The sequence below is a fragment of the Mesorhizobium sp. M0751 genome (genome assembly GCF_040320265.1).
Lineage (GTDB): Bacteria > Pseudomonadota > Alphaproteobacteria > Rhizobiales > Rhizobiaceae > Mesorhizobium.
The window spans coordinates 91966-104282 of sequence record NZ_JAMYPH010000019.1 but is presented as its reverse complement, the minus strand read 5'-3'; the positions used below and the strand labels follow the sequence as shown (position 1 = coordinate 104282).

13 protein-coding genes, 2 tRNA genes and 1 pseudogene are annotated in these 12317 nt (G+C 60.9%); 5 read left to right on the top strand and 11 right to left on the bottom strand.

The window, feature by feature from the left end:
* Positions 1-252: 252 nt before the first annotated feature.
* From NKI19_RS25385 to NKI19_RS25370, 4 genes are all read right to left on the bottom strand, one after another.
* A complete protein-coding gene (locus NKI19_RS25385; protein ID WP_352490606.1) occupies positions 253-1122 on the bottom strand; it encodes a DUF2497 domain-containing protein in 870 nt (289 codons plus the stop codon).
* A gap of 198 nt (positions 1123-1320) precedes the next feature.
* Positions 1321-2712 (bottom strand): TolC family outer membrane protein, encoded by a 1392-nt coding sequence (locus NKI19_RS25380; protein ID WP_352490607.1) that lies wholly within the window; start codon positions 2710-2712, stop codon positions 1321-1323.
* 186 nt (positions 2713-2898) lie between these two features.
* Positions 2899-3567, bottom strand: a complete 669-nt coding sequence (locus NKI19_RS25375) for a protein-L-isoaspartate O-methyltransferase family protein (protein ID WP_352490608.1) — start codon at positions 3565-3567, stop codon at positions 2899-2901.
* Positions 3568-3656: 89 nt separating this feature from the next.
* Positions 3657-3730: transfer RNA gene (locus NKI19_RS25370), tRNA-Cys, on the bottom strand.
* A gap of 216 nt (positions 3731-3946) precedes the next feature.
* Between NKI19_RS25370 and NKI19_RS25365 the strand changes: the two genes are divergently transcribed.
* Positions 3947-4147 (top strand): hypothetical protein, encoded by a 201-nt coding sequence (locus tag NKI19_RS25365; RefSeq protein ID WP_352490609.1) that lies wholly within the window; start codon positions 3947-3949, stop codon positions 4145-4147.
* Positions 4148-4209: 62 nt separating this feature from the next.
* Here the strand turns inward: NKI19_RS25365 and NKI19_RS25360 are convergent, their stop codons facing one another.
* A complete protein-coding gene (locus tag NKI19_RS25360; RefSeq protein WP_023676401.1) occupies positions 4210-4470 on the bottom strand; it encodes a hypothetical protein in 261 nt (86 codons plus the stop codon).
* A gap of 220 nt (positions 4471-4690) precedes the next feature.
* Here NKI19_RS25360 and NKI19_RS25355 point away from each other — a divergent pair.
* Positions 4691-4765: transfer RNA gene (locus NKI19_RS25355), tRNA-Asn, on the top strand.
* 271 nt (positions 4766-5036) lie between these two features.
* Here the strand turns inward: NKI19_RS25355 and NKI19_RS25350 are convergent.
* Positions 5037-5318: a hypothetical protein gene (locus NKI19_RS25350; RefSeq protein ID WP_352490610.1), complete on the bottom strand. Its 282-nt coding sequence runs from the start codon at positions 5316-5318 to the stop codon at positions 5037-5039.
* Positions 5319-6041: 723 nt separating this feature from the next.
* Here NKI19_RS25350 and NKI19_RS25345 point away from each other — a divergent pair.
* Both NKI19_RS25345 and NKI19_RS25340 read left to right on the top strand, forming a co-directional pair.
* On the top strand, positions 6042-6599 hold the full coding sequence (locus NKI19_RS25345; RefSeq protein ID WP_292664767.1) for an OsmC family protein: 558 nt from the start codon (positions 6042-6044) through the stop codon (positions 6597-6599).
* A 59-nt stretch (positions 6600-6658) separates the two neighbouring features.
* Positions 6659-7891: an NAD(P)-binding domain-containing protein gene (locus tag NKI19_RS25340; RefSeq protein WP_352490611.1), complete on the top strand. Its 1233-nt coding sequence runs from the start codon at positions 6659-6661 to the stop codon at positions 7889-7891.
* 155 nt (positions 7892-8046) lie between these two features.
* Here NKI19_RS25340 and NKI19_RS25335 read toward each other — a convergent pair whose 3' ends face one another.
* Genes NKI19_RS25335 through NKI19_RS25325 form a run of 3 tightly spaced genes read right to left on the bottom strand, consistent with a single transcriptional unit; the run spans position 8047 to position 10225 of the window.
* Entirely contained in the window at positions 8047-8496 is a 450-nt protein-coding gene (locus NKI19_RS25335; protein WP_352490755.1) for a CoA-binding protein, read from the bottom strand.
* Between the two features lie 5 nt (positions 8497-8501).
* Positions 8502-8873, bottom strand: a complete 372-nt coding sequence (locus tag NKI19_RS25330) for a 2Fe-2S iron-sulfur cluster-binding protein (RefSeq protein WP_292406710.1) — start codon at positions 8871-8873, stop codon at positions 8502-8504.
* On the bottom strand, positions 8870-10225 hold the full coding sequence (locus NKI19_RS25325; protein WP_352490612.1) for a selenium-binding family protein: 1356 nt from the start codon (positions 10223-10225) through the stop codon (positions 8870-8872). The genes NKI19_RS25330 and NKI19_RS25325 overlap by 4 nt, the downstream gene beginning before the upstream one ends.
* Positions 10226-10383: 158 nt before the next feature.
* Here NKI19_RS25325 and NKI19_RS25320 point away from each other — a divergent pair.
* A pseudogene (locus NKI19_RS25320) lies at positions 10384-10535 on the top strand (integrase); the annotation flags it as partial.
* Between the two features lie 258 nt (positions 10536-10793).
* On the opposite strand, the gene NKI19_RS25315 reads toward NKI19_RS25320, so the two are convergent.
* Both NKI19_RS25315 and NKI19_RS25310 read right to left on the bottom strand, forming a co-directional pair.
* The gene (locus tag NKI19_RS25315; protein WP_352490756.1) at positions 10794-11948 is read right to left on the bottom strand and encodes a response regulator; all 1155 of its coding nucleotides are present in this window, start codon (positions 11946-11948) and stop codon (positions 10794-10796) included.
* Between the two features lie 13 nt (positions 11949-11961).
* On the bottom strand, positions 11962-12309 hold the full coding sequence (locus NKI19_RS25310; RefSeq protein ID WP_352490613.1) for a response regulator: 348 nt from the start codon (positions 12307-12309) through the stop codon (positions 11962-11964).
* Between the last annotated feature and the right edge of the window lie 8 nt (positions 12310-12317).

Below are 12317 nucleotides of genomic sequence, written 5' to 3'. Positions count from 1 at the left end.
TAGATAGCGCCGGGATGGTTCGGGGCAACTCGCGGAACTGAATGTTACAAGGCAATCGCGTCAGGTTTGCGCTGCCCCTTGCCGTGCCTTCCAGCCTTAGTGGTTGGCGAAAGCCAAAGAGACATCCGATCTCCCCCCTTGCGGGGAGATTGGATGCTTCGCCGATGGCGCCTGTCGGCAGGCGGATGAGGGGCAGCGACGATTTCGACAATTCGCCGGTCGAGCGCCGCCCATCGGCGGCTCTCCGAATTGCTATTGCGCGCCGCGCGCGACGCGCTCGATTTCCTCGCGCACTAGCCGCTCGACCAGCGTCGGCAGGTTGTTGTCCAGCCAGTCCTGCAGCATGGGCCGCAGCATCTCCTCTGCCATCTCGTCGAACGTCTTCTTGCTGCGGCTGGCAAACGCGTCGGAAAGCTCGCCGAAGGCGGCGGCAACCTGCCGGCCCGTATGCTCCGAAAGGATCGCCGGACGTGCGGGCGGCGCCTCGCTGGCCGCCGGACGCGCCAATCCGATTTTCGAAGGTTCCGGGCCGATTTTCGAAGGTCCCGGGCTGCTTTCCGAAGGCTCCAGCCCAATCTCCGAAGGCTCCGGCGCAGGTCCAGCAGTCGCCTCGCCCTCGAAAACCTCGGCCTTCGGCTCGGCGTCCGGCGTATGGGATGGCTCGGCGCGCTCCGGCTTGCCCATCGCGTCGCCGACCGCGGCGATCTCGCGCCGCCAATCGGCAATGATGGTGTCGGTCGTCTCGGCAGCCTTGGCCGTCGCAGGCCGATCCGGTTTTGCGGGCGGTTCGGGAGCGGCGTTCACCTCAGCCAGCGTCACCGCTGCTTTTACCGGGCCGGGGCGGAGCGGCGTTTCCAGGCGCTCAATGACCGGCGCGACCGTTGGCTGCACCTCGGCCCGCGTGGCCGGCTTGGCGATCTCCAGTCCGCCGCGCAGTTCGGAACGGAACGTATCCCCCTCCGCTGCCCGTCCCGCAGCCGGCGCCGGTTGCAGGTCCTGGCGCAGCTCGTCCGCGTCGCCCGGCTGCTTGCGGCCGGTATCGCTGTCCTCGATGATCCTTCTGATGGAAGCCAGTATTTCTTCCATGGAAGGTTCGCGCTGTACGCTGCTTGCCGTCGCCATCGTCACATCCGCCGCCCTTGTGACTCGTTCTCAGATTTCCTGTCCGGCAATGCCGGATTCGAATCATGGCAACAGCGTAACCGACGGAACGCCTTGCGAGAATCCCCAATCTGGCGACATCTCGGATTTCAACAGATTAGGGTCGGGAGTTGAGGCCCGCGCGTCGTTCGAGCGCGGGCTGAAAACACGGCCTGGCGATCAGCGGCCGTCCGGCGTGCGCAGGCCGATCCACTTGTCCTTGACGGCGTTGTAATGCTCTTCCGGCCTGTACTTCGTCACGTTGAGCGCAAGGCGCTCTGCCGACAAATGGCCAACCGCCGAGAGGATGGCATAGCTTGCCACCACCACGTCGCGTTCGGCGCTGACAAGATTGATCTTGGCGGTGATGAGCGTCGCCTGCGCGTTGAGAACATCGAGCGTGGTGCGCTGGCCGACATTGCGCTCTTCGATGACGCCGTTCAAGGCAAGCTGTGCGGCGGCGACCACCTGCCGGTTGGCCGTGACGCTCTGCTGCGCGGCTGTGTATTGCGACCATGCCGAGGTCACCGCTTGGCGCACGGTGTCGCGGCTGACATCGACCTCGATGCGGGCCTGGCTGAGTGATTCCTTTGATTGGCGAACCAATGCCGAGGTCCGGCCGCCGGAATAGATCGGTATCGTCAATGTCGCGCCGATGTTCGCCGAATTGGTTACGCCATCCTGTGTCGAGGAGAGCGAGCCGGGCGCGGTGCCGCGAAGGGCGCTCGAAACACCTGCCGACGCCGACAGTTGCGGCAGCAACGCGCCTTCGGCAGACTTCACCGAAAACGCCGCCGCGTCGACCAGATGCGCGGTAGCGAGGATGGCCGGATGCTCGGCCGATGCGATCGCGATCGCCGCATCGAGGCTCGACGGCAACAGCTTCGACACCGGCGAAGCCGGCCTGAGCCTGCCCGGCTCGTCGCCAACGATCTGGCGATAGGTCGCAGCACTTGCCAGCGCCGTCGCACGGGCGGCGCTCAACTGCGCCACCGCGGAGGCACGCTGGGCGTCGGCCTGCGCGACGTCGGTGCGCGTACCTTCGCCGACCTCGAAGCGCGAACGCGCCGCACGCGCCTGCTCGGTCAGGAATTGCAGGTTCTGTTCGGTCAGCACGGCGACCTGGCGGTCGCGGATAACGTCCATATAGGCACTTGCCGCGTTGAAAAGCGTGTTTTCTTCGGCGTTGCGCAGGCTTTCGAACGAAGCGCGGACCCGCGATTCGGCGGCCGCCACATTGTTCCTGGTCTGAAAACCGTCAAACAGCGTCTGGTCGATCTCGACGCCGAAGTTGCCGGTGGTTATCGAGATGTTCCGGTGCAACCGGTTGCTGTGGCTGGCGCTATAATCAATGCTTCCGGAACCAGTGATGGTCGGGCGCCAGCCGGACTTGGCGATGGCAACGCCCTCGTCGGTGACGCGGGCGCCGGCGCGTGAAGAATTAAGCGAGGAATTGTTCTGATAGGCCTTTGAAAGTGCCCCGAGGATGGTTTCGGCCGAGGCGGCCAGTGGAGAAAGCGCTGTCGCCGAAACGAGGACAGCGGTAAAAAGCAACTTGCGTACAGACGGCACGTTATATTCCCTCATTCGTTTTGCACGGGAACTGCGCCACGCTGGCTTCTCCTTCTGATCAGCCGGCGCCGCGTTTTTTATCGTTCCCCCGCTGAAAGCCCCCAGAAACGCCCGGTTATGCAGATCAGCAACGATTGTTCAAACGCAAGCGATCATGACAACGCCTTCGCTGCAAGGCAAAATCACTCAGAATTCGAAGGCGGGAATGCGTTCGAATCCCGGTAGTGGCTTAATTGCCGCATTAAATGCGCGTCTTCCCGTTACAACCCCTCCAGTCTTAAAAAAAAGCCGGGCTACGCCCGAATTGCCTTGCCCTTCAACGGCGACGAGTCGGCCGCCTTCGGCAAGCTGGTCGAGCAGCGCCGCCGGCACCTCGCCGACGCTGCCGCCGATCAGGATGACGTCGTAAGGCGCCTTGGCGGCATGGCCTTGCGGCAGCGGCCCGTGGACCACAGTGACATTGCCGCAACCAAGTTCTGCAAGCGTCGAGGTGGCGGTCTCGGCCAGCGCCGCATCGCTTTCCAGCGCGACCACGGACCTTGCCAGCCGCGACAGGATCGCCGCCGCATAGCCGGTGCCGCAGCCGACGTCGAGTGCCGAATCGCTTGGGCCGATATCGGCCAGCTGCATCAGCTTGGCCAATGGCGACGGTTCCATCAGATAGCGCGGACCATCGGCCGTATCGGCAATGCGGATGTCCTCATCGATATAGGCAAGATCGCGCTGGCCGGAGGCAACAAAGGCCTCGCGCGGCACGACAAGCATCGCCTCGAGCAACGGCGCGCTGGTCACGTCGGTGGTGCGGATCTGGCCGTCGACCATCTTCACGCGGCGTTCGGCAAAATCAGCGCTCATGTTCCAACCATCCGCTTGCCGCGCGAAGGCCGCGGCTGTTTCGACCGGAACTGAAGCCCCCTGGCGCTGACGCGCGGGAGCTCGGGTATTGGAGGCCTCGCCCGGAATCGAACCGGGGTGCAAGGATTTGCAGTCCTCTGCGTAACCACTCCGCCACGAGGCCTCGTTGCTCCCGGCGTTCCACCCGGCTCCAATAGGTTGCGGCGAAAATGCCGTCAAGCGGCCACCATGCATTCCCAACGGTTCTTCCGACATCGAGGCACCTGCTTATCAATGCAATGCCATGCTAGCAATAACATATTAGCTTATCGTTAAGCATGATTCTCGGCGAGAGGAACCCGATACCGGCGATCACATTGGGCAGATAGGAGGCTCCGCCATGGCTCGAGCAGCGACGCAAGACGGCACACCGCGCGGATTGTCGCAGTCTGCAGAGCTTGTGCGCTACGCCATCGACCGCCTCGGCATAGAAGGCGCAAACAGCCTGCCGCCGCGCGACCGGGCGCGGCTGGCATCGGCTACCGCCGTTCTCAAGGAGCTCTGCGAACGCCTGGAAAGCTGCTTCGACCAACCTCGGTAGTGCATAGGCGGAGCACACCGCTCTCAAACAATTGCCTGTTTCCGGCCTGTCAGCAGGCAACCTCAATCCGGCCGGCGCCGTCGCTCCCACCAGACGACGAAGCGGCGCCGGTGACGGCGCACCAATGCGAATTCGTAAGAGAGCACCAGCAATCCGATCGGTACCATCCAGAAACCCAGGATCGGCAGGAAGCCGAGAATGCCGCCGATGATCAGCACAACGCCGATCGCAATCCTGAGGCCGCGCGAGCGCGGCATGGTGAACTGGCGGCCGAAGACCGAGATTTTCCGGGCCGGTGGCTGTTCGTCGCTCATTGCCGTCATGTGAAAGGTCGATCCGTTTGCATCAGTAGCACCGTCAGCCGGAGAAAGCCGCAACGGCCTTTTCTGTTCCGTGACAGGCGAGAGACAGCTCATATGAGGGCGCTCGCCGGCCATTGCCAGAAAGCCCTGCGCCAAAAAGCACCGAAAAAATGCAAAATGCTTCTTTGCAAAGCCGAAACGGGTTTGCTATAGGCTGCCCCACTCACATGAGAGCCTCTGTTCCCCGGTAGCTCAGTGGTAGAGCAACCGGCTGTTAACCGGTTGGTCGCTGGTTCGAATCCGGCCCGGGGAGCCAGCGCCTTTTCCACGCCGGGGCGCTATATTACGGGCCTGCGTGCTTTTTTCCTACGCCTTGATCGCGTTAGTCCTGCTTCCAGAGTGGCAGAGCGTCGAGGACCGACGAATCCACGCGTAGAATATCGGCCTCGCCCGCCCATGCCTATTCCTCGCAAGCCGCAATCTCAAGATCGGCGGCAGCCGTGCGGAAATTACCGACGATCGGCGGCTTCGTCGATCATCGGCTTCGCTCCGCGAAGCTGACCCTGCCAAGACCGCTCTGGTCGTGATCAATGCGCCACGCCGTCGGATGCGTGCAGGAGTCTCCAGGTCAAGCCGACGCGGCCGTCGAACTGGGATGCGAAATGTTCGGCGGCGACGCCTTCCAGGCCATCATCGACAAGAGCCTCGATGCTTCGTCGCATCAGGGCGTGCTGCATCTCGCGGGCGTGGACCAGGTCTGTCTCTGTCATGATTTCCATGACGTGGTAGGCGACAACGGGCTGGCCGAGGCAAGACATGAGCGTGCTCGCTTCTGACGTCACAGCCGTAACTGCGTCTTCGATCTTCATTCAGGCGCTCCTCATCAAACATGATGCTGGCGCCTCCCCATGAGACGACGGTGTTCCGTCGTTTCTTTTTACAATTTCGACTGTCGCGCACGAGTGAAGGGACAATGCGCGAACAGGAGAATTACCCTTTTTGTTGCAGTCTGCTTGAGCAGCCTCGCTACCCAAATCAGTATGCCGCAAAATTGAATTAAAGGCGACCGGATAGTTAATCGATGGTTAATGGCGGCGCTCGCATCCCAGGCGTTCGCGCATGAAACATTGGGCAGGTCCGCCTTGCGCCATATGTCGGCTATAGAGGCGAACTTTGCCTCCGTCCGGAGTAGACATTGCAGTTGACCGCGCTGGAGGTCGTCGTCGCGGCCAGCAGCCGAAATCGATTTCACAGGTTCTGAATGCCCGTTAACGGCGGCGAACGAGCTGTTCGCAACGCCAGGAAGATCGCCCTGCGGAAATGCAGTCCGCTAGCTTGCCGGCAACCTTCAAGAACTGCATCACGATGCCTATGGCCGGCACCCGGGCTGCGGAACCAACCCGGACAGACACGCAGGGCACCCTTAGCCTGGAAAGGCGCAACTCGGTACACGAGGGCGACTATATCTCTACGGAAACAACTTGAAGAAACGCTTCGCTACCCATAGCATGCCACCCCCTGGTGAAAATCTGATCAGGAGGTCAGTGGGATCGGTCGGGTTTTTAAGCCAGTGCAAAGTAGGGAGGATAATTATGGCTTCCGAAGTACAGGCAAACAATGGCGTTAACGTCGAGGCGCTGCTCGGCGCACGCGAAGCGCTTACCAACGCCCCAGAGGCCGCGCAGTTCAAGTGGCGCGCGGCCTGCGAATGGAAGGATGGCACCCACAGCCACTCGACGGTCGAGAGCTTCTACGGTCTCGGCCAGGACCAGCATCGCAAGACCACCTTCGCATTCGATGCCGACCATCCGGAGGTCTTCGCATCCCTGGATCAGGGCGCCACGCCTGTCGAATACGTGCTGGTCGGGCTGGCGAGCTGCCTGACAGCCGGCATCGCCGCTGTTGCCCAGAACCGGAACATTCAGTTGAAGTCGGTGAAGGCGACCATTGAAGGCGACATGGATATCGCGGGCATACTCGGCATCGACAGCGACGTCCGCAACGGCTTCAGTGGTATCACGGTGAAGTACAACATCGACGCCGACGCCAAGCGCGAGGACATCGAGGCTCTCGTCGCTCAGTCGCAGAAGCGGTCGGCTGTCTATGACATTGTTACCAATCCGACGAACGTCACGGTCGTGGTGAATTGAAAGGCGCTTCGAGCCGTAGACTCTCCTGATGAGAGGGCGCGATTAGTTCCGTCACCACAGTGATCGTCGGCGCAGGGCACGCGGGGCTCGCGATGAGCCGCTGCCTCGCGGAGCGCTCTATCGACCATGTGCTGCTGGAGCGCGGCGAGATCGCTCATACGTGGCGCACCGAGCGATGGGATTCGCTGCGGCTGCTCACCCCGAACTGGCAGAGCCGGCTGCCGGGCTTCCGCTACGATGGCGACGACCCCGACGGCTACCGGACGATGCCTGAAGTGATCGACTTCCTCGGGAACTATGCCAGGGCGATCTCGGCTCCAGTCAGAACACATACGACCGTTACCTCGGTTCGCAGCGATGGGGCGGGATATCTCGTGCGCACGGACCGCGGCGAGTGGCGCTGCCGAACTGTCGTGCTGGCGTCGGGCGCGTGCAACATCGCACGCCTGCCCGATTTGGCCGTCCGCGTGCCGCCGTCGGTCGCCATGCTGACTGCACAGTCCTACCGCAATCCGGCTCAGGTCGCCGACGGCGGCGTGATGGTGGTGGGCGCCTCGTCGAGCGGCACCCAGATCGCAAAGGAGCTGCAACGTTCGGGGCGTCAAGTGACCCTGTCGGTGGGCGAGCATATCCGGGCGCCCCGCGTCTATCGCGGCAAGGACCTGGAATGGTGGATGGACGCCGCAGGCGTGCTCGACGAGCGTTACGACGAGGTAGACGACATCAGACGGGCGCGACGGGTTCCTTCGCTTCAGCTTGCCGGCACACCCGACCGCACGACTCTCGACCTCAATGCGTTGGTCGACCTCGGTGTCAGGCTCATCGGCCGCCTCGCCGGTATCACCGAAGACGGCAAGGCCCAGTTTGCGGGGTCGTTGCGCAACATGTGCGCGCTTTCCGATCTCAAGATGGCCCGACTGCTCGACCTCATCGACGAGTGGGCGCGCGCCAACGGCCTTGACGCTACGGTCGGGCCGCCGGATCGCCTGCCGCCGACCCGTGTCGAGGACAACCCGCCGCTCGGCCTCGACCTTACCGGAGGCGCGATCAGGACGATCATCTGGGCCACCGGCTACCGGCCGGACTACTCCTGGCTGGAGTTGCCGGTCCTCGATCGCAAAGGCCACGTCCGTCACGACGGCGGCGTTGCAGAACATCCGGGAATGTACCTGATGGGAATGCAGTTTCTGCGCCGCCGCAAGTCTGCTCTGATCGACGGCGCCGGCGATGACGCGCGTGATCTCAGCGACCATCTGGCATCGTACCTCAGGCAAAATTCAATCACCGTCTAGAGCATGATCCCGAAAAGTGGAATCCGGTTTTCGGAAAAGATCATGCTCAAACAAAGACATAGAGCCCCATCCCGATTCAATCGGGATGGAACAGGCTCTAAGGCCAAGGGAACAGGTCGGCTACCGCTACAACGCCGAATTCCGTGACCCTGCAATCATATTCCCAAGTGCAACTTCGGCTTCCAGAAGGGGCGGAACAACTCAATCTTGGGACAGCGGTTCATCACAACTTTCAAGCCCGCTTCCTCCGCCAACAGGGCGGCGGTGTCATCGCGGACCCCAATCTGACTCCACAGAACCCTGGCACCAATTGCGATGGCTTCCTGTGCAACTTCCAACAGGTCTTCGGAGCGGCGAAAAACCTCAACCATATCCACAGGCCGGTCGATGGCCGCCAGTGACGGGTACACCTTGAGCCCTCGAATTTCATCCAGACCGGGAGTGGGATTGACCGGGATCATGTCATAGCCGGTTTCGTGCAGAACCCTGAGAACACCATAGGAAAACTTGGTCTTGTCGGGGCTGGCCCCCACCATCGCGATGGTTTTGACCGACTTGAGAATGTCTTGCAGATAAGCCTCCGAATAGGGCTCATCGTGATTCATATGGGTCATTTCTTTGCTTCCAACGGGGTCGCAATATCGGCTTTCAATTCATGTGCGGCCAAGGGATCCAGGAAGGGGTTGCGATAGAGCTTGTCGTGGCTTTCAACGCCGACCTCCAGCGTGCAGTCGCTCATAGGGCGGGCAACGCAGAGGATTATATAGCCATTGTTGATCTGGCGGTTGTTCAGCGCCCGCTGGGCCTTTTGACTGACTTTGCCGCTGATTATCTTGGCCGCGCAGGTTATGCAGCCGCCATACTTGCACCCGTAGGGCAGGTCCACGCCCTGCTCGCGCAGGCTTTGCAAGAGGGGCTTGCGGTGATCGACGTCAAAGGCCGCACCGCCTTGGTTGGCGAGGGTGATGGTGAAGCTGGTCATACCCAGATGTCACTCGTGCAATCACCGCCGGGATAACGGGTTTCGTGGCAGCGGCTTGGTCCATTTGGTTCCTTGCCAAAATCGACGACAAATCGCGGATCAATTTCCATGCCGCCGTTTTCCGTATCGCAATTGACCATCAGCATGCATCCGCCATTGGTGCGGATTTCCGGATAGAACTGATTGTCCCAGGTCGAGAAGAGCGAGGTCGTCACATAAAGGCGCTTGCCGTCGAGGCTGAGCTGTATCATCTGAGGCCCGCCAGTCACTTTCACGCCATTGACCTCAGGCGCACGGCCGAGAAGTCCGCCCATCCACACTTGTCCGGTGAGCTTGGCGTTGTGCGGGTCCGAGATGTCATATTGGCGGATGTCGCCATGCAACCAGTTGCAGAGATAGAGGTATCTATCGTCCATACTGAGCAGAATGACCGAGATCACGCCCGGTATCGGGATCGGCCATTCGGGATGCGGCTCATTGCCAACATCGACAATTTTTTCCCATTGCCAGTCACCCGCCGCATCCTTCCACCAATGGATGATGTTTGCAGAAAGGGCCGCGCCAACAAAGCCGTGACTGCTGTCTGGATTGTGATGGAATCGCACTTCGAGTGGGAGCAAGCCATCCTCACCGAGATAGAATGTTTGCTTTGGCTTCTTCTTCTCAAAATCCCAGAAATGGATCTCTCGGCCATATTTCAGATGGCCAACCTCCTCCAGGTCAAAACCAGGCATGAAGGTATTGGGCGCCGCCCACTCCGAGCTGACCATCACGTTATGTCGCGGCTGGTACCAGAAATCATAACCAAACTTGATGCTGCCCATGGAGTTTTCCCAACGGCCGACAATCTCGAACTCCTTGTTGAGTTGCAAATAGCCGCCTGGGGCATTGCCTTGAGCGTCGCCAAGCATGGAAACGATGATGTCCGAGCCGAGGCAATGCACTGTGTGCGGCGCCGACAAGTTGGTCCTGGTTTTGATTTCAGCGCCGTCTATGACCTTGAACAGTGTCGGATTGCGGGGATCGGTTGCGCAATCGACAATATGCAGACTGGTCGAGCGCACACCCGGCACAATCAGATACTTGCGCTCCATGCTCGCATCGCCGTGGCAGGACGAACAGGCATTCCAGCCCATGTGATGAAGCTCATCGCCAATACCCGGCATTTGCAAACGTGAAATCACTTGGCTGTAGGTCGAACTCTCCGGGTCGACATCAATGGTACACAAATAGTCCGGCTTCTGAATGCCCGTGCCAGTGTAGATGGCAATCGTATAGAGCAGCTTTTCGCGAGGTGCCCTCATCGCCTCTGCTGGAGAAGCATAGCCCGGTCCACAGCAATGATTGGTCATGGGTACTTCCCCAATTTGAACAGATCACTGGCCAGCCCCAACTGGGGTCAAGCTGGAATGTTAGTGCATGCTTGGCATTGGCGCTATGGCCGGGGTGGCTGGTCAAGCGCGCGCCCCATTTTCGATCGCCTCGTACAAGCGCGTGAGCTTGGCCTCGGCGTCCGCCGCCTGCATCCATCATTTACAAAGCGGCTGGCAACCTACGAGCGGTGCAAATCCTACTCGGCCACACCAAGATCGAGAACACGGTGCGCATTTTGACGTCGGCGTCGAGGATGCACTCACTTTGGCGGAAGCGACAGAAATTTGACCACCCCAGCTCCTTGCGACCAACGAGGACCAGGGTACGTCTCACCTCCACCATAGAGGCAACCTTTGCCTCCACCCGAAGCGGACATCGCGGGTGACAATGCTGGAGGTCATGGTCGCGCCATAGGTTGCCATTAGGTTGTTACTCAGGGAACGACCGCTTCTCCCTGTTGCGGCGATTTCGAGATCGGTCGATGGCTGGGATGCTTTGTGCCGACGGTTCGACGGGCCGTATCGTCCAAAAGAGACCGGAGTGCGTCTAACGCGAGCTTGGCCGACCGATCCACCGTACGATTTCATAGGCAGGCATCGGGCGGCGAAAACCCTTCAGCGTCAGTTCGCCAACAAGAACTGATTCGACCAGCGACTCGACAGCGCCGAGGACCCGTTGGCTGACGAGAATCTGGCGGGATTTGGCCTCCTCGCACAATCGAGCGGCGTGGTTCGACACAGTGCCGATGACGGCATAGTCCGAGCGCCGATCAAAACCGATGCGCCCGATGGTTGCGTGGCCCCTGGCAATGCCGATCCCGAAGCCCAGCAAATAGTCGCGCTTGCGCCATCGCTCTGAATGCTCGTCAATTGCATCGCGCATCGCAGCAGCCATTGAGACGGCTCTCTCGGAATGGTCGGCGCATGGCAGTGGATCGTTGAAAACCACGACGATACCGTCGCCCACGAACCGCTCTAGAGTTCCCTCGTGGCGGACGATTTGTTCACCGAGACAGGAATGATACTCGGCAAGAACTGTCATGACCTCTTCGGGCTCGGCGGTCTCTGCGAACGCAGTAAAGCCGCGCAAATCGCAAAAAACAACGGTCACCTCGCGACGGTGGCTCTGCAAGAGCGCGTCTCCGTTGCCCGCCGCAACGATGAGGTCGGCGACCTGCTCGGGAAGGAACCGCCTGAGCCGCGCCATTCGCTCGAGCTCCGTCACCTGCCCAGCCACGGTTTGCTCGAGCGAGCGGTTCCAGTCGGAGAGTTGCGCGGCTTGGTCCTCAAGGCGTTTGGCCTGGCTCGCGACGGTGTCGTGAAGCGCCTTCTGGCGCAGCATCGAGCGCACTCGCGCCAACAGCGCCCTGTGCTCGAAGGGCTTTGTCAGATAGTCGTCACCACCGGCGTCCAGTCCCTCAACCACATCGCGCGTGTCGGCTTTCGCTGTGACGAGGATGACCGGAATCGCCTGCAGGGAGATGTCCTGCTTGAGCATCCGCACCACACTGATGCCGTCCAGCTTCGGCATCATGATGTCGAGCAGGATCAGATCCGGCGTGAGTTCGCGGGCTTTCGCAAGCCCCTCTTCACCATCGGTGGCGGTTGCAACTTCGTAGCCATTCGCCTCGAGGCGCATGCGCAGGATCTCGAGGTTTTCCGGAGTATCGTCGACCGCAAGAATGCGAGGCGGATCGTGCACTGTGCTGCCTCCCTCAAGAAAGGAACCCGCGAATCTCGGAAAGCAGCTGGCGCGGACTGAATGGCTTGGCAATGTAACCATCGCACCCAGCAGCAAGGGCTTTCGCCTCGTCGCCCGACAACGCGTAGGAGGTGACGGCGATAATCGGAATGTGCCGGAGCGCCGGGTCGGCCTTGATGCGGCGAGCCGCTTCATACCCGTCAATCACCGGGAGCTGAATGTCCATAAGGATCAGGTCTGGCTTGTGCGCTCCGGCTGCAGCGATGCCGGCGGCGCCGTCCGCCGCCTCGATCAGTTCGTATTCGGTGGTGGCAATGAGATCGCGGATGATCTGGCGGTTGTCCTCGGTGTCTTCCACCATCAGGATTC

Excerpts from the sequence above, each read along its gene's own strand:
- NKI19_RS25385 (WP_352490606.1), bottom strand. The coding sequence starts at position 1,122 with ATGGCGACGGCAAGCAGCGTACAGCGCGAACCTTCCATGGAAGAAATA.
- NKI19_RS25375 (WP_352490608.1), bottom strand. The coding sequence starts at position 3,567 with ATGAGCGCTGATTTTGCCGAACGCCGCGTGAAGATGGTCGACGGCCAG.
- NKI19_RS25365 (WP_352490609.1), top strand. The coding sequence starts at position 3,947 with ATGGCTCGAGCAGCGACGCAAGACGGCACACCGCGCGGATTGTCGCAG.
- NKI19_RS25360 (WP_023676401.1), bottom strand. The coding sequence starts at position 4,470 with ATGACGGCAATGAGCGACGAACAGCCACCGGCCCGGAAAATCTCGGTC.
- NKI19_RS25350 (WP_352490610.1), bottom strand. The coding sequence starts at position 5,318 with ATGAAGATCGAAGACGCAGTTACGGCTGTGACGTCAGAAGCGAGCACG.
- NKI19_RS25345 (WP_292664767.1), top strand. The coding sequence starts at position 6,042 with ATGGCTTCCGAAGTACAGGCAAACAATGGCGTTAACGTCGAGGCGCTG.
- NKI19_RS25335 (WP_352490755.1), bottom strand. The coding sequence starts at position 8,496 with ATGAATCACGATGAGCCCTATTCGGAGGCTTATCTGCAAGACATTCTC.
- NKI19_RS25330 (WP_292406710.1), bottom strand. The coding sequence starts at position 8,873 with ATGACCAGCTTCACCATCACCCTCGCCAACCAAGGCGGTGCGGCCTTT.
- NKI19_RS25325 (WP_352490612.1), bottom strand. The coding sequence starts at position 10,225 with ATGACCAATCATTGCTGTGGACCGGGCTATGCTTCTCCAGCAGAGGCG.
- NKI19_RS25310 (WP_352490613.1), bottom strand. The coding sequence starts at position 12,309 with ATGGTGGAAGACACCGAGGACAACCGCCAGATCATCCGCGATCTCATT.